Origin of the sequence: Planococcus sp. YIM B11945, assembly GCF_050864155.1 — a bacterium.
In the GTDB taxonomy this organism is placed as follows: domain Bacteria; phylum Bacillota; class Bacilli; order Bacillales_A; family Planococcaceae; genus Planococcus.
Map to the genome: position 1 here is coordinate 492,227 of NZ_JBOZWR010000001.1, position 20,643 is coordinate 512,869.

The window sequence follows — 20,643 nt, forward strand, 5'->3', positions numbered from 1 at the left end:
TGGATCAAATACAAGCATATTAAACTTAGTTTAAGTTACACAACTTCTCCTTCCAACAAGTCTAAATCTTAATCATACGTCACAAGCAAAAGAATTTTGGAGTTTTTCCTTTTAACCCAACAAAAAAATCACCAAATCGGATGCGGAATAGAGGTTTTTCAGTTTACATTTATCCTATTTGTACTTCAAAAAAGAACCTGTTACCTTCAAGGGGTTTTTCTTTTGCTCTATAAAAAAAGTTTGATTATTCACTTAACGGGTAACTGGGTATATGTAGACTTATCAAACTAGGGGGATTAATATGGAAAAAAATAATCGTAATGATTCTGTCCGAAAAGATTTGCAAGATACTAAGCAATTCCAGACGGCAGATCCAAGTACAGACAGGAATATCGAAAAAAAAGCACAAGGGGACAACGAACTTCGAGAAAGAGGCAGTTCAAACACTAACAACGATAGTTCGAACGAGCCTTATCTTTCAGATGGGGACACTACACTCAGAAAAAAAGACCCGAATAATCCGGCGGACTGGCGGGAATCGGAAGCACCAAATCCGAGTAGAGAAACCGGTTGGCAAAAAAGCAATGATTGGGATGACACCATTCGGGAACCAGCAGGAACCTTTACAACGGGGGAACGCGGAAACGTAATAAACAGCGCAACTTGGGATCCAGAAAGTCACATTAGTGAAGAAGATGTAGGGCACGTAGATGTGAATGATTACACCCAAACCATCTCACCTAAAAACCAAACGGAGGAACAACAGACCAAACTTCCCGAAGAGCGTTTAAACGCGAACAAAGACCGTGCTCAAAAGGAGAAGTAAATGTAGGAAAGCACGTGGTGATGGAAAACCAATCCATTGACGTACCGATAGAGCGGGGAGAGCTGAAAGGACGCACCAACCCTTCGGCTTTTTTATATACAATAACCAAAGGAAGCAGGTCTGGTTCGAATTAATGCAGAAAGCGCGGGCGTGAAATTGCAGGCGCCTTTTAGTGGGATGAAGCAATCGAGCTCACATTCCCGTGAACAAGGAAGAACCGAGATAGAATTTTTCGCTTCTAATAAAACTGTCTTTGTATAGTAACAACAGGTTAGATGGAAATTCCTGATGAATCTAAAGCATACCAAAGAATTTTTGGAAGTTTAAAATAAAAAGTCTTGCTTAGTAATAACTGAACTGAGCCCTGAATGGTGGATACTTTAAAAAATGCCTACCATTCAGGGCTCAGTTTATTGTAGTGACAATTTAGGATGTTTTCTTTTTTGATGAAAGATTTTTTTTAGTTAGATTCGTGTATTTGTAGAAACTTTTGAAAAATATTTGGCATCCATAGATTCATCGCATGCTGCTCCCGGATAAAAAACTTTTCATATAGATCATCGTCGTTTCCGGCTTTATATGGCTAAGCGACCGCACGATATCGAACCGATCCGCACTGCTCAGCTGAGATATGATGGAAAACTCATGGCGGAACACGTGTGGCGTTAACTGGATATCAATTTCTTTCAACTTGTATTAACTCTACTTCCACTGTGCCGGCGGCAGCAACCGGACGGGCACCGTGGCGATCGGTACGCACTTGACTTTGGGGAAAGCGGACAGCATCGAAGAGGCGGAAGTTCAGGAGAAGTGCGTGCGCGAGAAAATCAACGTAAAACCGCCCTTAAAGGAATCCCTTCAGCGATTTTTCCCGAACGCCTAGCAGCTGCGGACCACAAATCGGCTTGTCACTCGAAGCACCAGAAGCAAGCGACGAAGTCACGGACGTTAACGGAATCCAGATGGCCATCGTCCCGGAAGCAAAAGATCTAGCAGATAGCTTAACATTGGATTTTGAAACGCAAGGCGATCAATCCGGTTTGGTAAAGATTGGCGCACCGACTGGCTGCTAAATAAAAAAAGAGCTCGTAATGAGCTCTTTTTTATTTTATCCCATTCACTTGGCTTCTTCTTTCCAGAAGAATCGTATCACGCCAAACGCCGTTCAGTTGGCCAATGCGTTCCCGTCGGCCGACTTCCCGGAAACCATTCTTCAAATGAAGCAGCAAGCTGGCAGGATTTTCAGGAAAAATGCTGGCTTGAAGCATCCAAAAGCCTTCTTGTTCGGAGGTGCGGATTAACGCTTGTAGCAATAGATTCCCAATGCCTTTCCCTTTATAAGCCGGATGGACGTAGACGCTGACTTCACCGACTCCTTCATATACTTTCCGGGAAGAGACAGACGACAATTTGCACCAGCCCAGGATTTGATGCTGTTCTTCCAGGACCAAACGGCATCCTGGAGGCGCTTGATTTGCCCACTCTTCATAAGACGGCATGTCGGTTTCAAACGTAGCCAATCCAGTAGCCAGTCCGGCTTCGTAAATCCGTTTGACAGCGGGCCAATCTTCTTCTATTAACGTTCGGATAGATTGACTCATACTCTCAACTCCTTTATGCTTTCTCCTAATAATTAAAAGTATAGACTTATTACTTGCATATTGCAAATAATAATCATAAGCTAAGGAAGAGGTGGAAGACATGGAAAACAAACGAGAACTGTTTCAAAGCATGGTCAAGCGATTTGGGCTATTGAACAAGAACTGCTGCATGATCGGAGACGTGGAAATCAGCTTGGTCCAGAGTCATATTCTGTACGAAATCGACAAACGGGAAGCACCCTCTATGCAGGAAGTGGCGGACGCCCTAGCGACCGATCTTTCAACGTTCAGCCGCCAAATCCAGACCCTAATTAAAATGAATTTGGTCACCAAATCACCTTCGGCAGCCGATAAACGAATCTATGTCTTGCAACTGACAACCGAAGGGACATTCGCGGCGACTGTCATCCAGCAAGGCATTGAAACCCATTTGGACGAGATTTTTTCGCAACTAAATGAATTTGAACGAGAAATCGTGCTGCAGTCCATGCAATTGCTTAATCAAGCGATGGCAAAATCCACGGTTTGCTGCAAACCGATTTTTTAATTGCCCTAAAACATTACTTGCAAAAATCAAATTTTATTTATAGATATTAAAGGAGGTAATTGAATGAATTCACAAACTGCTTGTTGTTCCACAAAACCAGTATCCATCCAATTTGACTTGCCTAAAAAAGAAACGAATGCGTTGCCAATCATCGTCATCGGAGCCGGACCCGTCGGAATGGCTGCGGCCGCCCATTTGGCAAAAGCTGGAGAGAAATTCTTGGTACTTGAAGCAGGGCCAACCATCGGTCATCAGATCCTGCAGTGGGGACATGTCCGGTTGTTTTCTCCTTGGCAATACAACATTGACAAAGCGGCACGGGAATTATTGGAACGCTCCGGCTGGGAAGCTCCGGCAGATGAAGAATTGCCGACGGGCACAGAATTGGTTGAACAGTACTTGGTGAAATTGGGTGCTCTGCCAGCCATCAAGCCATCGATCCGGCTCAATACCCGTGTGTTAGGCATCAGCCGAAAAGGCCAGGACAAAATGAAAACCGCTGGCCGGGGGAACCTTCCTTTTGTTTTATATATAGAAGAAAACGGCGAAACGGCGAAACACATTGAAGCGAAAGCGATCATCGACGCCACGGGAACTTGGGGACAGCCGAACTCGTTAAGCGCCAGCGGCATTTCGTCAAAGAACGAACAAAAGCTGCAACAGCACATGTATTACGGCATTCCGGATATTCAAGGAAAAGATCGCGACCGGTTCACCGGCAAAAAGGTAGCGGTGGTAGGCGGTGGCCATTCCGCCATCAATACGATTTTGGAATTGGCGGATCTGCCTGATTTGAAAATCACCTGGATTCTGCGTAAAAATAACGTGGAAGACGCGTATGGCGGCGAAGCGAAGGATGCGCTGCAAGCACGGGGCGAATTAGGGTCGCGGATTCACCAGTTGGTCGATTCTGGCCAAGTGGAAGTGTTCACACCTTACCGGATCTATGATGTCAGCCAAACTGAGGAAACGTTGATGCTTGAAGGGGAATGGAAAGAAGAAAGCCATTCGATTGAGGGACTAGATGAAGTGATCGTCAACACGGGCAGCCAACCCGACTTTTCATTCTTGCGTGAAGTGCGCATCAGAATCGATCCGGCAACCGAAAGTGTCGAAGCGCTGGCTCCCTTAATCGACCACAACTTTCACAGTTGCGGAACGGTTCGCCCGCACGGCGAACGAGAACTACGGCAACCGGAAAAGAATTTCTACATCGTTGGCATAAAGAGCTACGGCCGGGCGCCGACCTTTCTGATGGCAACGGGGTATGAACAAGTTCGTTCCGTCGTGGCGTACCTCACTGGAGATTTCGATGGAGCACAGAACGTAGAGTTGGAGTTGCCTGAGACCGGTGTATGCAGCGTCAAACTTTCATCGAACGGTACGCAAGTAATTCCAGCAAGCAGTTCAAGCTGCTGTTAAAGGAGATAGGTGAAATGACTGTGAATCACGGCGGGCGTTTACAGCCTGACTATTTCCGTTCTTATCTATTGCTTATCATGAGTTCACAAGACTGCAGCATCAATTGCGCCAGCGATTTCATGTTGAAAACCTTTTTCCATGGAAATCCGAAAAAGTTTGGCCTTGAAAGCTACAAAAGTTTTCAAATCGCCGTGCAGTCGTTTAACAAAGAATCATAAAAATTCGTTCATAGAGAAAAAGCGTCTATCAGATTTCATTTTAGGCGCTTTTCCTATATTTTCTCTATGAATTGGTTAAATATCATGACTTTTCGGTAATAGCGGTAATCCCAGTAGCAAAAAAAATGCTGATTGGCACTTATCTTCCTCTTATGTGTATAAAAAGGTGCTTTTAGGAACGTTCCTTCAGGTCATTAAAATTAGAAGAAAGAAATATAAAAAGTTATTTAAATAAGAAAGTAGGGTTCAGTTAAACAAATTGAATAGTTATATTAAAAATTAGAATTCAGAATACAATACCTTGGCCATCGTATTAGGGTTGTATAAGGATAAATTCAGGCTCCCTCTTGGCTAGTATCGAAAGTGATAGCAGTTGCCCTTTATGCTCTTCATCTTTTCTTCAACCAACATACAATGAAGAGTGGGCAAAACAAATTTTCAAAGATACTCAATATGTTTTATTGGAGTTCGAATTCTCATTTGATTTTTCCCTATTTATCAGGATCCAAGACAAGAAAAATGTAATCAAAGGATTAATAATATTCGACGATGAAAAACTTAATTCTATGTTAGGGTCAAAAGAAAAACTATACCAAACCTCATATAGCATATTAAGCAGCAAAGTTACAATCGGACCTATAATTACTTCTAACCTTGTCTTTTTTGAAATGGCCGTTGCAACTAAGCCCAAACCGATAACTGATATAGGAACGATAAATAATTGCATTAAAAATGGATCGATAAGTGGCATAGTAGTGCTCCTCTCAATTTTTGTAGAACCATCGGATGAAATAGACTATAGTTTCAATTTTTCCCCTCTTAACGACATTATATCCTATTAATACAGGCAAAAAAGTATTCTAAAAAATATTCTGAAAACGGGTAAGTTCCAGAATGTTTTTTTCTTTTAAGAAATGAATAGTTAAGGTTTGTTTTTCAAAACTTAAAGGTACATGACGAGCTAGATGAATCGCTACTTAATTAGTTCTGCCCATCTTTAGTCATAAGATTGACTCGAAATAAAATTAGGATTTATTGTAAAATTTGAATTAGTGAAACTTATTTAAGTGGTAAACCGTATTATAAGATACAGAGAGGCAATGGTTGATGGAAGCGATGAGTGAAATGAAACGGGAGGGAAATATATGCATTGGATGATGTGGTTTTTTTGGGGCTCCTTGGCAATTTTATTTTTAAGCAGTTATCTTGTGGATGTTTTAACTCGACGAAAATATAGTTTAACTAGACAGGAACAGACTTTGAATCAGAATTTAGCTCAAGCAGATGCTTTACGAGACGTTGGACGGCAAAGCGATCAAGGTGGAATGTTTTGAATGAATGATCGGAATGGGTTAGTTAACTAACGGACATTCACGTACTATGGGCTTGGAGATGCATTTTCGGGCTAATTTTCATGTGTATTTTAAGTTTAGAATGCATCAATTTCTTCTGCGAGCGCGCGGACATTGCAGAATCCGCTAATTAACAAGAAAATGCTTGCTGACATGAAAAATAAACTAAGAAAGAGCCATGAATAGTAAGAATGAAAAAATCGGTCACAAATAACGAAAGTGGAAATATTAAGAAAACTTAATTTAATTCTGAATGTTACTTTTTGTGAAAGAAGTTACATTCAAAACTCACATCATAATTTAAATTAAAGAGTAGCAGTAGGAATTACAGTTGCTAGAAAAAATGATTCAATCAACTTGGAATTGAGAAAGGAGTTGAGCAAAATGGGTGAAAAAGAGACGGAAATCAAACGCTCTTCAAAAGCAGAAAACATTTTATCTCAGATTCATAGTAATACTAGGCTGGGCGACTTGCGAAAAATCGCAAAGGACATTAAAAAAGATCACGAACTAGCTATGGAACTTTGGTCAACCGAAGAGTTTTTGCCGAGACTATTAGCCATCTTAATTATGGACAAAAAATTGCTTTCCCTAGATGCGATAAATGAGCTTGATAAGGATATGCAAACTCACACTTTTAAAGAGCGAAACAACTTAATGGATTGGTTAATGGCTAATCAGCTCATGAAAGACAAGAAAAACATTGCATTGATGGAGTCATGGCAAAATAGTCCTTCTGCTCTTCAAAGGCGTGCTTACTGGTATTACCAAGGGCGATTGAGATGGACAGGACAAACTCCTCCTGATAACACCGAAGACCTGCTAGCTGCAGTAGAAGCCAATATTACACAGGAAGAACCGGAAGTTCAATGGGCTATGAATTTCACCGCAGGATGGATAGGCGTTTATGATGAAGAGAATCGCGCGCGCTGCATTAAAATTGGGGAGAAAACGGGTCTTTACAAAGATGAAATGGTAGCAAAAAACTGCACGCCCAATTATTTGCCGGAGTTCATTGCGATTGAAGTTAATAAACGGCGTACTAATTAATTGCCTCTGAGGGATTATCTTAAGTTTTAAAATAAGCAGTAATAAAAGACCAGTAACCTGTTTATACAAGGTTACTGGTCTTTTAAATTCCAGGAAAGTAAAATCTGGTTTGGTGCATTTCATTTCTAAATTTTTTCTTCCATCTTTTACCTATTGCTTGAGCAAGGCATCTTCTGTAAAAAGATAATCATGAAATAGACTATTATCATGGGATTAACCATGTTACTCTTGGAATATACTGTTATCGTCACTCTTGAAATGTAAATTAATGGTAGTTAATACGTATTTCAGAACAATGGGAAACTATTAGAGGAGCGTCTTAGAATGAGAAAGAGTTATTTTATTTTATTTTTAACGGCCATCTTATTGGCAGGTTGCACCGATGCAGAAGAAACATCTGATACAAAGGTAGTAACAGATGTACAAGAAGCAACCACAGCTGAAACAAACAAAAGCAGTGAAGAAGAAGCGGCCCCTGCGGTAGTTGATGAACCAAAAGCAGAGGAACCGCCGACTCAATCAAAGAATGAACAATTCGACGGTTACGACGTAATCGAAGTAGATGGCGGGGATTTGTCTGGGCACCGTGAACCGAATGTTGCCGTAAATATTGGTTATGGGGACCGCGAATATTGGGCCTTCACGAATGAATACGGGCAATTGGTACGTGTCGTTGCGGACAAACTTGTAATGCAGGATGACAGCAGCGAACCTGTCACTTCTTCTGGCCGTTACTATCCAGATGAAGCAAAGGTTCCGGGGGTTGAAAGTGAAGCTTTAGATGAAGGCCATGTCATCGCGGATTCACTTGGAGGGGTATCGAATGCGTATAATATCACCCCGCAAGAAAGTACGCTCAACCGGCACGGCGATCAAGCTTATATGGAAGACGTCATCCGTGATGCAGGTGAAGCGACTGATTTTGAAGCCGTTATCACTTATTCAGATACGAATACCCAGATTCCTTCCCATTATCAGTACACGTATACGTTAAAAGGCAATGAAATCGTAGATGAATTTGACAATGTGAACCCGGACGAAGTAAATGCATCACTCGGTTTAACAGACAGTGAACCTGCTGCTTCAACCATTCCAAAAGCTGAAGAAGAGGCTACCAGTGTTGAAGAAACCGGCGATGTTTCAAGTGTTGATTTAAACGGCAATGGACAAGTGACGATTCAAGAAGCAAAAGATGCAGGTCATAGTATGCCGATAACGAGTGATCATTGGTTATATCCTTATATGCGAGACAATGATCATGACGGTATGGTTGGCGAGTAACTAGCTAAAACTTTGAAGTGAAATAATTGCTTAAGATGAAAAATAATTTGTTCAGTAGAAAAGGACCCGATAAAGGTCCTTTTTTGTCTTTTATTCAAATGTGGATTTGCATCAAACATTTCATTCTCAAAAATCTTCCTCATCCTCAAACCGCAGAAAATTCACCGCATCAAAAATGGGCCATTCCCAAAATACCGAACCTTGGGAGACGACAAAATAATCTAAAAACATGAGCAAATTCATTTTGAGCGGTACCGGGCCTTCCATATTATCGATGCGGAAAATGTAATTTGGGTTTTTGTTTTTTAACGCTTCAAGGCTGATGGCGAGAATTTGCTGCTCCACATCGCCGATTGGCAAGAATTCAGGATAGCCAGTTTCTAACATGTTATAGTTCTCGAAGATTTCTTTTACCGAGAACAAATGAAACCCTCCGCCGATATTCTGTCCATGAAGCAAACGATCGTAAATCCTGGCGCCGTTAAATTCCAACAAAAACAAACGGTGGTCTTTTGGCAAGCGATAACCGATGCGCTTTTCCAATTGCAGCACTTTTTTCTCCGTTTCATCAGTTGCCTGGTTGAAAGAACTTGTTGCAGGAATCAATCGGCCATAATGCGACAGCAGCAAGTGTTCATTTTTATCATCCAATTTTTGCATGAGGGAAGCCAAAATCCTGGAAATACTTTTTACTTCTTTTTCATACGGTTCAGCAGTGTAAGGATAGATGTCATCGTAGCCGGTGTCCAAATAAGGAATATGGTCATCTCCAATATAACCAACAACCACTTCTAATCGATTGTCTTCCGTTTCAGATATTTGAAATGAAAGCCCGACACTTCCTGAATGAACTGTCAGAGAATCTTCTTCGTTGAACTCCTTTAATTCCTTAAACCGTTCATCTTCCTGGTTCCGCAGCTGCTTCTTTGCATAGGAGACAGCTTTCCATACTGTAAACAAAACCGACCCGTATAGAATGATTTTTTTCACCTGGCATCTCCGCTCTAATTGGAATTGAAGAATAGGGAAGTGAGGAAACTTGGCTGTTTTCCATATTTAGATAAATAATACCATGTACTGGTTAAAATGTATGTAAAAAGTATTGCATTATTAGAAATTTTCAGTTTAAATTAGTTTGATAAGTAATTTTAACTCGCTGTACCAATTCTAAAAAATACTTCGACACCTAAGGAGTACACAGTATTTGTAATAGAAACGTCTTTTAATTGCCTTTTACTTATGTATAGGTCTACAAAATAAGAAACCTTAAAAATATTGGATCAAATTTTTAAACTGATGATGGAGGGAGAAAGGTGTTAGCAAAATACAGAGATATAATGGAAAAATTTATCGAAGGAAAGCTTTCGGCTGATGACTTTCAGACTCTCTATTTGAAAATTTTCGTCGAATGGGATGACCGATTGAATGTTGAAGAATTTGAAATTTTGAATGGAGTATTTATAGCAGCTGATTGCTATTGGCATGAATGCTTCTCCGGCCAGGAAACGGCTTATGTAATTTCGGAGGAACAACTTCGAAAAGAAGTAAACGAAGCACTGGAAAAATTAAATGTTTTAATGGATCTTCCATAAATACTTAAAGAAAAAGCGGGAGGCTTTTCCCGCTTTTATTTGATTAAAGACCAGGACTGAATTATTGCCTGAAGAATTAAATTGATTGATTTTGATACTAAAACGCATTCATCGGAAATCAACTTTCGGATAGATGAAGTGTTTACAGGAAAAGGAATCGCCAAAAAAGCGCTCGAGCTGCTGACAAAGACTTCAGAGTGAAGAGCCAAACAATACTTGTAATAAAATACTTAAGGAAAATTTTAAAAAACATATGAAAACACGCCCATAACGCAACTGTGGCACCTCAACCAAAACTAATTTAATAATGCAGAAAGAAAGCAGGAGGCAAAGGGATTTTTTGAAATCCTTTCATTCAACTGCTGAACATGTGCATGTTTCTATCATTCCGTTTGCGTCGCACTTGGTTCTCACCGAACAACACGAGCTTTGCTCGAAAGTTTTAGAATTGATTTTGAATGAAAAAATACTCGATAAGAGATTAGATTAGTAAAAGTCCGTTTAATGGTGAGTGGCCGATACGCCGTTGCAAAGGCTTTTTTTCGTTTATTTTTATATAATCATTGTATTATCAACTGAAATGTCACAAAATTAAGAAAACTGGTGTCATTACAATATAGGGCTTTTTGAAAGGAGGAAAGAATGATGGAGGTGAAGGCGAATTTGTCTGATGGCAGCAAAGATTCGTCAACGGAAGACGCTTTTCAGGTTTTATTCAGACAGCATTATTCCTTTGTCGTTCGAAAAGTTCTGGTAATTGTGAAAGAACAATCTCTTGCAGAAGATATAGCGCAAGATGTGTTCGTCAAGCTGTTTTATGCAGACCGAGATGCTATTGACAATATACCCGGCTGGCTTACAAAAGTTGCGGTCAACACGGCATACAATCAGATTCGCACAGAAAATCGCCACCGTGCCCGAAAGGCCAAGCAGAAAATCTTTCAAAAAATTTCCGTTGAATCTGTTGAAGATAAGTATTTGGAGCTCGAGGACATCAGTGAAGTCCAAAAAACATTGATGAACTTGACCGAGAGGGACCGCGATTTGTTGATCATGAAATTTTCCGGCTACAGCTATGATGAAATTGCTGAAAACAAAGGCATTGAAAAACTTTCCGTTGGCGCTCTTCTTGCTCGTGCTAAAAAAAGGTTTAAGAATTCTTACCTGGCAGAAAGGGGCGGAGAAAAATGACTTGTCTTGATACGGGGGTGCTGCAGGCTTATTTGGATGCGGAAGTCAGCCGTGAGCAGAAAAAACAGATCATGAAGCATTTGGAGAGCTGTCAGAAATGCCGTGCCACGATCAAAGAATTGCAAACCTTACACGCTTTTTGTGAAAACGCATTAGAAGCGAAAGATGCAGCAGTAGACACCGATCAAGCATGGAATAAATTTGAACGCAGGTTGCATGTTGCTGAAACTATGGGCAAAGCAGAAAATGAAAAAATTCAACATAGAAAGGGGTGGAGCACATTGAAAACGAAAACCAAGCGCTGGCTTGCAGCCGGAGCCGTAGCGGCGGCCCTGTTCAGCTCACTCGCACACCCTCAAGTTCGAGTGGAAGCCAATCAGTTTTTATCGTTATTCCGGGTCAGTCAGTTTGAAATTGTGACGTTGACGCAAAACGATATCCAGGAAATTGAGAGCTGGGTGAGTGAGAATAAAGACGGGACACTGGATCTAAAAGGAATCGGGCAATTGGAAATGGCCAAATCAGCCGGAGAGAAAGAATTTTTTGACTCAGCGGAAAGTGCGGAAGCAGCCGGCTATCAAGTGCCTGCATTGGGTGAATTTGACGTGGACGAAGTAGGCGTCATGCCTGCTTCAATTATAACCTTTACGCTGGATGTGGAAAAAGCGAATCAATTGTTGGAACAAGTTGGTTCTGACCAGCAATTTGATGCTTTGCTGGATGGCCAACCATTCTCCGTAGCAACAGCTGAAGCGATTCACACGGAATTTGAACGGGACGATCAACACATTTCTTATATGCGCACCCAATCTCCGGAAATTACGGTTCCGGATGGCGTATCGATTGAAGAACTAAGAACAACGCTGTTGTCTTTGCCATTTCTGCCTGAAAATGTGAAAACGCAGCTGGCTAATATCGACAATATCGAATCGACGCTGCCAGTTCCTTATGCCCAAACAGAAGGGTCAAAAATGAGTGAAGTTCGTGTCGGAAATGGAGAAGGCTTTGCCGTTGAAAGTGAAGACAATTCCTATCTAGTTTGGCAGGAAAACGGCGATATCCAAACCCTCTTCACAAGAGACCAATTGACGGCAGATGAACTGATCGGGTTAAGCGAACAATTAAATTGATTTTCATGTAAAAAGTTCAGAGTGGTTTGCCAGCACTCTGAACTTTTATTCATTGATGGGGGAGAGCGCGGATGGACGTTATTCAAACAAAATCCTTAACCAAAACATATAACGGACAAGGTGGTATTTCAGACGTCACTTTGTCTATTGGAGAAGGCATTATTTACGGTTTTTTAGGGCCGAACGGATCGGGGAAAAGCACTTTTGTACGGACGCTTCTCGGATTGCTGCAGCCGACGAGCGGAGAAGGATATATTCTCGGGGAACCGATCGGATCGACGAAGTCGCGGGAACAAGTCGGCTATTTGCCCGAGTTGTTTCGCTACCCTGACTGGCTGACCGGAACGCAGCTGCTCGAAACCCATGCAGAACTGTGCAAAATCCCTGTCCGGCAACGAAAGAAGCGAATTGCAGAAGTGGTGGAATTAGTCGGCATGACCGGAAGAGAGAAAGGCCGCATTGGCGGTTTTTCAAAAGGGATGTCCCAGCGGATTGGCATCGCTTGCGCCATATTAAACGATCCGAAAGTTATTTTTTTGGATGAACCTACGTCAGCCCTCGACCCGATCGGCCGAAAAGATGTACGGGATCTTATGGTTTATCTTCGCGATCAAGGGAAGACTGTCTTTTTGAATAGCCATTTGCTGCATGAAGTAGAATCTGTTTGCGACAATGTCTCGATCATTCACCAAGGCGAAATGATTGTCCAAGGGCCATGGCGCGAATTGATGATGACCGAAGCCCAAGTTGAAATCGTGACAGAAGGAGTGGTTGCAGCCCAATTTCCTGCCTTTGTGAAAACGCATCAAAAAGGCAATGAAAAGAATGGATTTACGCGATGGACCCTACAACTCGAGAGCGACAAAGATATTCCGAAACTCCTTCATTTTTTATCAGCCGAGAAAGTAAATGTTTTTGAAGTAAAGCCGAACATCCCTCATTTAGAAGATGTGTTTTTGTATTGGGTAAACCAAAAAAAGGAGAACGCCTATGTGGACAATCAGTAAGATCACCTTACGGGAAATCATCACAAAGCGGATTTTTTTGATTACCATTATCATGACAATCGTTTTTCTGGCGCTTTACGGGACAGCCATCTATTTTGCGGGTAAAGAAGCACCGGAAATGCGGAATGCGGTCCAAAGCACCGAAACGTTTATGATGCAGCAATTTGTCGCTTCGCAGCTTTTAGGAGTCGGCCTTTATTTTTCGTCTTTTATCACCGCTTTGCTGGCAATCATGTCGAGTGTCAGTTCCATCTCCGGAGAAGTATCCAGCCACCAAATCGATACATGGCTGATGCGGCCGATTTCGCGGTCAGAATTCGTGCTGGGCAAATTTTTCGGTCTTGCTTTTCTCATGATCGTCTATGCCGCTTGCCTCTTTTTCAGTATTATCCTCCTGCACCAAGGAATTGGCGTGGATTGGATGGCGCTCGACTTTGAGCCGTTGCAGTTGATCAAGGCGGTAAGCGTTTTTGCAATACAGCCGTTTGTTTTGATTGCGTTCGGGCTTTTGTTGAGCACGCGGATGACGACATTAAACGCAGGGATTGTGGCGATTATCTTGTACGGGGCTTCGTTTATCGGCGGCTTTATTGAACAATTCGGGGCCATCATCGAAAAAGCCAGCCTCGTCAATATCGGCATCATCATGAGCCTCGTCTTTCCAATCGATTCGATGTACCGCAAAATGACGGTGTTTTTATTTGATACCACAGACAATCCACTATCGATGGCACAAGGTGGCATGTTTACGAGCATTTCCACACCGGCAAACATTATGATATGGTACGCCTTGTTGTACGGGGCAGCGGCTGTATGTTTTTCCATCTATAGTTTTAAGAATCGGGATGTATAATCTTATAAATACACGGAGTTGGAATGATAAAGCGTATTGCAATTCAAAATAGACTGGGAAGATACTTGAAACCAAGTGTCTTCTTTTTTGTTGATAGGGGAGAATGTTTCCCTTTCGCAATAGCTAACAGTTTATTTTTAAAATAAAAGCAAACCTCTTTACATACTATAGGGGGGTATAGTATATTGAACTTGTGAAATATAAAGTTGAAAAATTCAAAAGCGCTGTGAATTGTTTATTGGAATAGGAATAGCGAAGGAAGGAGGAGTAAAGAAAAAAGACGTAGGAGACTTTCAGCATATGTTTAGAAAATCTTGCAGCTGCTATTGCCTTTGACCTAAATTCTTATAGGCGCGTAAGGAGCGTATTGATATGAAAATTAACCGATTACTTTTTGTATTCTTTGTCACATTTCTCGCTGTCTTGTTAGCGGCATGCTCCAGCGGCGAGAAGGAGGATGCACATTCAGCAATGAATCACTCAGGTACAGAAGAAATGGAGCACATGGAACATTCAAGTTCAGGTGAACTGCCCGAAGGACTGAAAAAAGCTGAAACCCCAACCTTCGAAACTGGCAGCAAAGCCATTCTTCAGACCGACCATATGAAGGGCATGAACGGGGCTGAAGCGACGATTGCAGGCGTTTTTGATACCACCGTCTACGCCATTTCATACACGCCAACAACCGGTGGAGAACGAGTCGAAAACCATAAATGGATCGTTCAAGAAGAAATCAAAGATGCAAGCGGTGAGCCCTATCAAGAAGGAGCGAAAGTGGAAGTAGAAGCCGATCACATGGAAGGCATGAAAGGCTCAGAAGCAACGATTGATTCCGCTGAACAAACAACCGTCTACATGATAAATTACACGTCAACTGATGGCGAACAAGTGAAAAACCACAAATGGGTCACAGAAAGCGAACTTTCTGCAACTGACTGAAACAACAGAGAAATTGGAGGCTCATCACGTTCTTGACTCTTAGAGCGAATCAGTTTTTTGACAGACGGCCACTATTTTAGTATGGTACGGGTATAGGGTATATTGATTCGGGAGGCTCGAATAATGGAAGAAACGATGAAATCAACAGTGCAGCCCAATAAACAGCAGCTTTTAAACCGGTTGAAACGGATCGAGGGCCAAGTTCGCGGCGTCCACCAAATGGTTGAAAACGATCGGTATTGCGTGGACATTTTGCATCAAGTGAGTGCGATCCAATCGGCCATGAACAAAGTGTCGTTGGCTTTACTGGAAGACCACACACATCATTGCGTAGCCAAAGCCATTAAAGAAAACAAAGGCGAGGAAGCAATCAGCGAACTGATGGATGTTATGAAAACCATGACTAAATAAAAGACAAAGTTAATTAATTGATACATCCCAAATGGGTATGTTATGTTGTGGAAAACTATATTTAGGAGGAACTATAAATGAATGAAACCTTAAAAGTAGAAGGCATGTCTTGTAGCCATTGTGTAAATGCGGTTGAATCGAGCGTTGGCGAACTTCAGGGAGTGTCAACTGTCAAAGTTGACCTTGCCAAAGGAGAAGTAGCAGTTGAATTCGACACGAACAAAACGTCTTTAACTGAAATCCAGGAAACTATTGAAGAACAAGGATATGACGTCGTATAAGAGTGCTTTCACAGCACTCTTTACTTTCGAAAGAATTATACCCCCTGGCAGTATAGGGAGGAGGAGAACGCCATGACGACGGAATTAAAAGAAGCGAGCTTTCAAATCACCGGCATGACTTGTGCAGCGTGTGCGGCCCGAATCGAAAAAGGGATCAGCAAAATGGAAGGGGTCGAACAGGCAAACGTCAATTTGGCACTTGAAAAATCTTTGATTTACTATGACCCTTCCAAATTAAACGAAGCTGATTTTGAAAAGAAAATTAAAGCGCTTGGTTACGGCGTCGTAAAGCAAAAGGCGGAATTTGACATTACCGGCATGACCTGTGCGGCATGTGCCACACGCATTGAAAAAGGCATCAATAAACTAGGCGGCGTTGCTTCTGCGAATGTCAACTTGGCGCTGGAGAAAGCAACGATTGAATTCAATCCAACCGAAGTCAGCGTTGGCGAAATTATTGCCAAAGTGGAGAAATTAGGCTACGGCGCCCATCAAAAGCAGGAAGATCACGAGCAGGTGGATTACCGGGAAAAGGCGATTTCGGACCAGAAACGGAAATTTATCTTTTCAGCTATATTGTCCTTGCCGTTGCTATGGACAATGGTCGCGCACTTTTCCTTCACCTCATTCTTATACGTTCCAGATCTTTTGATGAACCCATGGTTTCAGATGGCTTTAGCGACGCCCATCCAGTTCATCGTCGGCAAGCAGTTTTACGTAGGAGCTTATAAAGCCCTTCGCAACGGCAGCGCCAACATGGATGTGCTTGTAGTCCTTGGAACGTCGGCCGCATATTTCTACAGCGTCTATCAAGCGATTGTGACAGCTGGTACGCATCATGGGCCTCACTTGTATTTTGAAACCAGTGCGGTGCTGATTACGCTCATCATTTTAGGGAAATTGTTTGAAGCGAAAGCAAAAGGGCGTTCCTCTGAAGCAATCAAGAAATTGATGGGCCTTCAGGCTAAAACAGCAGTTGTGGTTCGAAATGGAATTGAACAAGAAGTGCCATTGGAAGAAGTCGTGATTGGCGACACCCTTTTAGTCAAACCAGGTGAAAAAATTCCGGTTGATGGAGAAGTGATTGAAGGAACATCTGCGGTCGATGAATCGATGCTGACGGGCGAAAGTTTACCTGTGGATAAAGCCGCTGGTGCCGTTTTGTACGGATCGACGATCAACAGCAACGGCTTTATTCAAATGAAAGCCACAAAAGTTGGGCGTGACACTGCGCTGGCGCAAATCATCAAAGTGGTGGAAGATGCTCAAGGGACAAAAGCTCCGATTCAGCGGCTGGCGGACAAAATTTCCGGCATCTTCGTCCCGATCGTCGTCGGTATAGCCGTATTGACTTTCCTGGTGTGGTTTATCTGGGTAGATCCCGGCAACTTTACGCCGGCTCTTGAAGTATTGATTGCGGTACTCGTCATCGCCTGTCCTTGTGCACTGGGCCTTGCAACGCCAACTTCGATTATGGCGGGATCTGGGCGTTCTGCAGAACTTGGCATCTTGTTTAAAGGCGGCGAGCACTTGGAGCAAACGCAAAGCATTGACACAGTAGTCGTCGACAAAACCGGCACCGTGACGCACGGGAAACCGGAGTTGACAGATGTTCTACTGGCTAATGGACAAGATGAAACGAAGTTTTTGGCGCTTATCGGTGCAGCTGAAAAGCAATCTGAACATCCATTGGCGGAAGCGATTGTTCAAGGCATTCGGGAAAAAGGCGTTGAACTCGGCAACGTGCAATATTTCGAAGCCGTTCCCGGATACGGGGTGCAAGCCACGGTGTCTGGGCAAGGCGTTATCGTTGGGACACGGAAACTGATGCAGCAGTACGGTATCGGGATTTCATCCGTCCTTCCTTTGATGGAGGAATTAGAAAGCAACGGCAAAACGGTGATGCTAGCCGGCATTAACGGCGAGTACGCCGGGATGGTCGCCGTAGCGGATACGATCAAGGATACTTCTATAGGTGCCATCCAGCGCCTGCAGCAAATGGGAATCCGGGTCATCATGATGACTGGTGATAACCAACGTACGGCTGAAGCGATCGGCAAAGAAGTCGGCGTCGATGCAGTCATTGCAGAAGTGCTTCCGGAAGGAAAAGCAGATGAAGTGAAAAAACTGCAGCAGCAAGGCAAAAAAGTGGCGATGGTCGGCGATGGAATCAATGATGCACCGGCTCTTGCAACTGCCAATATTGGCATGGCCATTGGTACAGGCACAGATGTGGCAATGGAAGCGGCAGATATCACGTTGATTCGGGGCGACCTGAACAGCATCGCAGATGCCATCATCATGAGCCGCAAAACGATGCGCAATATCAAACAGAATTTGTTTTGGGCATTTGCCTACAATACCGTAGGCATCCCGATTGCCGCTATCGGATTGCTGGCGCCTTGGGTAGCTGGGGCAGCAATGGCTTTTAGTTCCGTATCGGTTGTCTTGAATGCGTTGCGGCTGCAGCGCATTCGAATGGAAAAGTAAAGGGAACGGCAGCAAAAAAAGGAAACGGCGTTTTGCGTTGTTTCCTTTTTTGCTGTTATAAAACTGAACCGCTTTTACCACAATGCTTGTTTCGCCGTTTCTTATTCAAATAGAAGGGTTATTATTCGCCGCGTTTCCCAATACACTTCCATTTTCTTTGGATTTTAGAGGCATATTAAGATAATGTTTTAACAGTATGATATCTTTTAATAGAGGTGACGATGAATGAAACTTATTGCGATTGATTTGGACGGCACGTTGCTGTCCCCGGAAATGGAAATTACGAAAGAAAGCCTGGAGGCGATGCGGAAAGCGCAAAGCCAAGGCCATATTGTCATGATCTGCTCTGGCCGTGCCCCGGAGGATATACAGCAAATCCTCGATAAATACGAATTCTCCATTCCGCTGGCTGGCAGCAACGGAACGGTTGTGCAAGCTGAGGGGGAGGTTTTAAAAAGAGTTTCCATGAATCGAGTAGACATAACTACTATCGCGCAAAAGCTGGATCATGAGCGCGTACCGTACCGGATTTACACGGATTCCGGCATTTTCCTGCCAGCAGACTGGTCAAAACGAGTGGAATATGCGATGGAAAAGGAACAGATTCAAGTCGAGGGCCTGTCAGATGAAACGTATCAAAGGATAACGGAACAACCCCAAAAGTCCAGTCTCATTAATTTTTTCAGCCACCATAGCGAATTGTTAAATGAGCAAGAGTTGACCGTCCAAAAATTCTTTGTGCTGACATTAAACGACAGCATTAAAGCGGATTTGACAGCGTACTTTGAGGGAATTTCCACCATTGGTTTTACTTCTTCGCATCCTTTAAATATTGAAGTGATGGATCGAGAAGGAAATAAAGGAAATGCGCTAAAAAGAGTTGCCAACCATTACGGAATTCCTCTGCACGATACGGTGGCAATTGGCGATAATTTCAACGATCTTCCAATGCTCCAAGTCGCTGGCCTTTCAGTTGCAATGGGAAATGCAGAGCCCCAAGTAAAAGAAGTTTGTGATGTTGTTACATACTCGAACAATCAAAACGGCGTCGCATACGCCTTGAATAAATACGTTATAAAATAATTCAACTAGGTTGCAGTAAATGCATGCGACCACTCGAATATTTCGGCTGAATCGGAAGTTTCATAGCACTTTATAATAGAGAAAAAACAGAAGAAGAAGCATAGATTCGGATCTTCTTCAAGAAAACAGAAATCCAGGAAAGCCCAAAGGCAGTCCTGGATTTTTTGATGGCGATAAATAACGAAAAGCAGGAAAATCATAGTGAATACAGGCTTCTTTTTCACTTTACAAAATATTATAAATCCCATCATTTCGTAAGAAATTCATTTGTTTCTTTTGTTGGGCACAGAGCGAGCGGCCCATGAAGCCGCTGAACATTTTCAACTATCTGGTGGATAATGCCTTCATTTCGGAACGAAGGATGGACAGCTGCGTGGTAGACAATGAATGTATGCTCCTTCAATTCAATTCAATTCCATTCACACCACCAAAATCATCTTCTAGCTTCAAGATAGAGAGGTGCCACTCCGGATATTCATTGAATTTGCGTATCATTTCTCGTAGTTCGCATACACGAAGTTCGCTTAACGTAAAAGACAATAAGCTCATAGCAATTTTTTCGTTTATTTCATCAACATTAGCTCATTCTCCCTTATTCGCAAAAAAGTGGATAAGCCATCATCAAAAATGGCAAAGAAAGACGCAAAAAGAATGAACCATTCTTCTTGGCGTTATTGCTTGGAGCAACGCCTAGCAACCGCTGTGTAACGAGGAAAAAGAAAGGAATTACAAAGGCAACCGGGAAAGTCCGGTTGCCTTTGATCTTTTTTTAAAATTGGCTCGTCTTTGGGGCAGTATTTTTGTCCGATTCTTCTTTTCGGACGACCAAAACGTCACAAGGACTGCTCCGAACAATGTGCTGAGACACACTTCCCATTAAAAAGCGTTCCATTGCATTCAACCCTTGGGCTCCGCAAACAATCAAATCGGCTTTCAGACGTTTGGCATAATCTCGCGAAATCACAGTATTCGGTGAGCCAGAGCTGACATACACTTGGACATCCGAAAGACCGGCTTCTTGGGCAGCCTTTTGATAGCGGGCGAGAAGTTCTTTTCCCTGGTCAAAGACCCGATCGTCCATGTCTGGGAGGCGTTTGGTTATGGTCGAGTAAGTGCGAAGGTCCACTACATGGACTAAATTAAGCTCCGCATTGTTTCGTTTGGCTATTTCAACCGATTTTCTAAAGGCCCATTCAGCTTCATTTGATCCATCGACAGCTACGAGAATGCGCTTATAGACAAAGGTCACCTTTATCTCCTCCTGTTGTAAGTATTGTTATGAATAGATTCCTCCAATTCCATTTGAATTCCTGCCGATTAGCGGAATAATTTTTTCGTCGAGAAAGCAACTGAGAATACCGGGGTTTAA

25 protein-coding genes and 1 pseudogene are annotated in these 20,643 nt (G+C 42.7%); 20 read left to right on the forward strand and 6 right to left on the reverse strand.

The features are described 5' to 3' along the window. Positions 1–301 precede the first annotated feature (301 nt). A complete protein-coding gene (locus ACRRQV_RS02525; RefSeq protein ID WP_432527300.1) occupies positions 302–826 on the forward strand; it encodes a hypothetical protein in 525 nt (174 codons plus the stop codon). Positions 827–937: 111 nt separating this feature from the next. Continuing rightward, a pseudogene (locus ACRRQV_RS02530) lies at positions 938–1,087 on the forward strand (aldehyde dehydrogenase family protein); the annotation flags it as partial. Positions 1,088–1,342: 255 nt separating this feature from the next. On the opposite strand, the gene ACRRQV_RS02535 reads toward ACRRQV_RS02530, so the two are convergent. Then, the gene (locus ACRRQV_RS02535) at positions 1,343–1,516 is read right to left on the reverse strand and encodes a hypothetical protein (protein WP_432527302.1); all 174 of its coding nucleotides are present in this window, start codon (positions 1,514–1,516) and stop codon (positions 1,343–1,345) included. 52 nt (positions 1,517–1,568) lie between these two features. On the opposite strand from ACRRQV_RS02535, the gene ACRRQV_RS02540 reads away from it, so the two are divergent. After that, entirely contained in the window at positions 1,569–1,709 is a 141-nt protein-coding gene (locus tag ACRRQV_RS02540) for a hypothetical protein (RefSeq protein WP_432527304.1), read from the forward strand. A 22-nt stretch (positions 1,710–1,731) separates the two neighbouring features. Further along, complete coding sequence (locus ACRRQV_RS02545) at positions 1,732–1,899, forward strand: hypothetical protein (protein ID WP_432527306.1); 168 nt, start codon at positions 1,732–1,734, stop codon at positions 1,897–1,899. A 30-nt stretch (positions 1,900–1,929) separates the two neighbouring features. On the opposite strand, the gene ACRRQV_RS02550 is transcribed toward ACRRQV_RS02545, so the two are convergent. Beyond that, positions 1,930–2,427 carry a GNAT family N-acetyltransferase gene (locus ACRRQV_RS02550; protein ID WP_432527308.1) on the reverse strand — a complete coding sequence of 166 codons (498 nt, stop codon included), beginning with the start codon at positions 2,425–2,427 and terminating at the stop codon, positions 1,930–1,932. 100 nt (positions 2,428–2,527) lie between these two features. Here ACRRQV_RS02550 and ACRRQV_RS02555 point away from each other — a divergent pair, with 100 nt between their 5' ends. From ACRRQV_RS02555 to ACRRQV_RS02565, 3 genes are all read left to right on the forward strand, one after another. After that, entirely contained in the window at positions 2,528–2,974 is a 447-nt protein-coding gene (locus ACRRQV_RS02555; protein WP_432527310.1) for a MarR family winged helix-turn-helix transcriptional regulator, read from the forward strand. Between the two features lie 63 nt (positions 2,975–3,037). Beyond that, on the forward strand, positions 3,038–4,396 hold the full coding sequence (locus ACRRQV_RS02560; protein WP_432527312.1) for an NAD(P)-binding domain-containing protein: 1,359 nt from the start codon (positions 3,038–3,040) through the stop codon (positions 4,394–4,396). A 14-nt stretch (positions 4,397–4,410) separates the two neighbouring features. Continuing rightward, complete coding sequence (locus ACRRQV_RS02565) at positions 4,411–4,614, forward strand: hypothetical protein (protein ID WP_432527314.1); 204 nt, start codon at positions 4,411–4,413, stop codon at positions 4,612–4,614. A gap of 448 nt (positions 4,615–5,062) precedes the next feature. Here the strand turns inward: ACRRQV_RS02565 and ACRRQV_RS02570 are convergent, their stop codons facing one another. Then, complete coding sequence (locus ACRRQV_RS02570) at positions 5,063–5,365, reverse strand: hypothetical protein (protein ID WP_432527316.1); 303 nt, start codon at positions 5,363–5,365, stop codon at positions 5,063–5,065. Positions 5,366–5,759: 394 nt separating this feature from the next. Between ACRRQV_RS02570 and ACRRQV_RS02575 the strand changes: the two genes are divergently transcribed. The 3 genes from ACRRQV_RS02575 to ACRRQV_RS02585 all read left to right on the forward strand — a co-directional run bounded on the left by ACRRQV_RS02575 (position 5,760) and on the right by ACRRQV_RS02585 (position 8,297). Continuing rightward, positions 5,760–5,948, forward strand: coding sequence for a hypothetical protein (locus ACRRQV_RS02575; protein ID WP_432527318.1), 189 nt, complete (start codon positions 5,760–5,762; stop codon positions 5,946–5,948). A 402-nt stretch (positions 5,949–6,350) separates the two neighbouring features. Continuing rightward, on the forward strand, positions 6,351–7,016 hold the full coding sequence (locus ACRRQV_RS02580) for a DNA alkylation repair protein (RefSeq protein WP_432527320.1): 666 nt from the start codon (positions 6,351–6,353) through the stop codon (positions 7,014–7,016). A 324-nt stretch (positions 7,017–7,340) separates the two neighbouring features. Continuing rightward, complete coding sequence (locus ACRRQV_RS02585) at positions 7,341–8,297, forward strand: DNA/RNA non-specific endonuclease (protein WP_432527322.1); 957 nt, start codon at positions 7,341–7,343, stop codon at positions 8,295–8,297. Positions 8,298–8,423: 126 nt separating this feature from the next. Here the strand turns inward: ACRRQV_RS02585 and ACRRQV_RS02590 are convergent, their stop codons facing one another. Continuing rightward, on the reverse strand, positions 8,424–9,287 hold the full coding sequence (locus ACRRQV_RS02590) for an SMI1/KNR4 family protein (protein WP_432527324.1): 864 nt from the start codon (positions 9,285–9,287) through the stop codon (positions 8,424–8,426). 323 nt (positions 9,288–9,610) lie between these two features. Here ACRRQV_RS02590 and ACRRQV_RS02595 point away from each other — a divergent pair, with 323 nt between their 5' ends. The 10 genes from ACRRQV_RS02595 (at position 9,611) to ACRRQV_RS02640 (ending at position 19,274) form a co-directional block, all read left to right on the forward strand. Next, entirely contained in the window at positions 9,611–9,889 is a 279-nt protein-coding gene (locus ACRRQV_RS02595; protein WP_432527326.1) for a colicin immunity domain-containing protein, read from the forward strand. A 642-nt stretch (positions 9,890–10,531) separates the two neighbouring features. Further along, positions 10,532–11,080: a sigma-70 family RNA polymerase sigma factor gene (locus ACRRQV_RS02600; RefSeq protein ID WP_432527328.1), complete on the forward strand. Its 549-nt coding sequence runs from the start codon at positions 10,532–10,534 to the stop codon at positions 11,078–11,080. Then, positions 11,077–12,210 (forward strand): anti-sigma factor family protein, encoded by a 1,134-nt coding sequence (locus ACRRQV_RS02605; protein ID WP_432527329.1) that lies wholly within the window; start codon positions 11,077–11,079, stop codon positions 12,208–12,210. Before ACRRQV_RS02600 ends, ACRRQV_RS02605 begins: the two co-directional genes overlap by 4 nt. A 71-nt stretch (positions 12,211–12,281) precedes the next feature. Further along, on the forward strand, positions 12,282–13,217 hold the full coding sequence (locus ACRRQV_RS02610) for an ABC transporter ATP-binding protein (RefSeq protein WP_432527330.1): 936 nt from the start codon (positions 12,282–12,284) through the stop codon (positions 13,215–13,217). Then, positions 13,201–14,070, forward strand: coding sequence for an ABC transporter permease subunit (locus ACRRQV_RS02615; RefSeq protein ID WP_432527332.1), 870 nt, complete (start codon positions 13,201–13,203; stop codon positions 14,068–14,070). Before ACRRQV_RS02610 ends, ACRRQV_RS02615 begins: the two co-directional genes overlap by 17 nt. 372 nt (positions 14,071–14,442) lie before the next feature. After that, entirely contained in the window at positions 14,443–15,009 is a 567-nt protein-coding gene (locus ACRRQV_RS02620; RefSeq protein ID WP_432527334.1) for a YdhK family protein, read from the forward strand. Between the two features lie 123 nt (positions 15,010–15,132). Continuing rightward, positions 15,133–15,420 (forward strand): metal-sensitive transcriptional regulator, encoded by a 288-nt coding sequence (locus ACRRQV_RS02625; protein WP_432527336.1) that lies wholly within the window; start codon positions 15,133–15,135, stop codon positions 15,418–15,420. Between the two features lie 77 nt (positions 15,421–15,497). Next, the gene (gene copZ, locus ACRRQV_RS02630) at positions 15,498–15,701 is read left to right on the forward strand and encodes a copper chaperone CopZ (protein WP_432527338.1); all 204 of its coding nucleotides are present in this window, start codon (positions 15,498–15,500) and stop codon (positions 15,699–15,701) included. 72 nt (positions 15,702–15,773) lie between these two features. After that, on the forward strand, positions 15,774–18,191 hold the full coding sequence (locus ACRRQV_RS02635) for a heavy metal translocating P-type ATPase (RefSeq protein WP_432527340.1): 2,418 nt from the start codon (positions 15,774–15,776) through the stop codon (positions 18,189–18,191). Between the two features lie 225 nt (positions 18,192–18,416). Further along, positions 18,417–19,274, forward strand: coding sequence for a Cof-type HAD-IIB family hydrolase (locus ACRRQV_RS02640; protein WP_432527342.1), 858 nt, complete (start codon positions 18,417–18,419; stop codon positions 19,272–19,274). 247 nt (positions 19,275–19,521) lie between these two features. Here ACRRQV_RS02640 and ACRRQV_RS02645 read toward each other — a convergent pair whose 3' ends face one another. Further along, positions 19,522–19,677, reverse strand: coding sequence for a hypothetical protein (locus tag ACRRQV_RS02645; RefSeq protein ID WP_432527344.1), 156 nt, complete (start codon positions 19,675–19,677; stop codon positions 19,522–19,524). A gap of 366 nt (positions 19,678–20,043) precedes the next feature. Continuing rightward, positions 20,044–20,523, reverse strand: coding sequence for a universal stress protein (locus ACRRQV_RS02650; protein WP_432527346.1), 480 nt, complete (start codon positions 20,521–20,523; stop codon positions 20,044–20,046). Positions 20,524–20,643 lie beyond the last annotated feature (120 nt).

What these genes read in the sequence shown, in the direction of transcription:
- ACRRQV_RS02565 (WP_432527314.1), top strand. Translation starts at nt 4,411, where the DNA reads ATGACTGTGAATCACGGCGGGCGTTTACAGCCTGACTATTTCCGTTCT.
- ACRRQV_RS02605 (WP_432527329.1), top strand. Translation starts at nt 11,077, where the DNA reads ATGACTTGTCTTGATACGGGGGTGCTGCAGGCTTATTTGGATGCGGAA.
- ACRRQV_RS02555 (WP_432527310.1), top strand. Translation starts at nt 2,528, where the DNA reads ATGGAAAACAAACGAGAACTGTTTCAAAGCATGGTCAAGCGATTTGGG.
- ACRRQV_RS02575 (WP_432527318.1), top strand. Translation starts at nt 5,760, where the DNA reads ATGCATTGGATGATGTGGTTTTTTTGGGGCTCCTTGGCAATTTTATTT.
- ACRRQV_RS02615 (WP_432527332.1), top strand. Translation starts at nt 13,201, where the DNA reads ATGTGGACAATCAGTAAGATCACCTTACGGGAAATCATCACAAAGCGG.
- ACRRQV_RS02600 (WP_432527328.1), top strand. Translation starts at nt 10,532, where the DNA reads ATGATGGAGGTGAAGGCGAATTTGTCTGATGGCAGCAAAGATTCGTCA.
- ACRRQV_RS02640 (WP_432527342.1), top strand. Translation starts at nt 18,417, where the DNA reads ATGAAACTTATTGCGATTGATTTGGACGGCACGTTGCTGTCCCCGGAA.
- ACRRQV_RS02610 (WP_432527330.1), top strand. Translation starts at nt 12,282, where the DNA reads ATGGACGTTATTCAAACAAAATCCTTAACCAAAACATATAACGGACAA.
- ACRRQV_RS02550 (WP_432527308.1), bottom strand. Translation starts at nt 2,427, where the DNA reads ATGAGTCAATCTATCCGAACGTTAATAGAAGAAGATTGGCCCGCTGTC.
- ACRRQV_RS02620 (WP_432527334.1), top strand. Translation starts at nt 14,443, where the DNA reads ATGAAAATTAACCGATTACTTTTTGTATTCTTTGTCACATTTCTCGCT.
- ACRRQV_RS02635 (WP_432527340.1), top strand. Translation starts at nt 15,774, where the DNA reads ATGACGACGGAATTAAAAGAAGCGAGCTTTCAAATCACCGGCATGACT.
- copZ (WP_432527338.1), top strand. Translation starts at nt 15,498, where the DNA reads ATGAATGAAACCTTAAAAGTAGAAGGCATGTCTTGTAGCCATTGTGTA.
- ACRRQV_RS02585 (WP_432527322.1), top strand. Translation starts at nt 7,341, where the DNA reads ATGAGAAAGAGTTATTTTATTTTATTTTTAACGGCCATCTTATTGGCA.
- ACRRQV_RS02525 (WP_432527300.1), top strand. Translation starts at nt 302, where the DNA reads ATGGAAAAAAATAATCGTAATGATTCTGTCCGAAAAGATTTGCAAGAT.
- ACRRQV_RS02580 (WP_432527320.1), top strand. Translation starts at nt 6,351, where the DNA reads ATGGGTGAAAAAGAGACGGAAATCAAACGCTCTTCAAAAGCAGAAAAC.
- ACRRQV_RS02625 (WP_432527336.1), top strand. Translation starts at nt 15,133, where the DNA reads ATGGAAGAAACGATGAAATCAACAGTGCAGCCCAATAAACAGCAGCTT.
- ACRRQV_RS02560 (WP_432527312.1), top strand. Translation starts at nt 3,038, where the DNA reads ATGAATTCACAAACTGCTTGTTGTTCCACAAAACCAGTATCCATCCAA.
- ACRRQV_RS02570 (WP_432527316.1), bottom strand. Translation starts at nt 5,365, where the DNA reads ATGCCACTTATCGATCCATTTTTAATGCAATTATTTATCGTTCCTATA.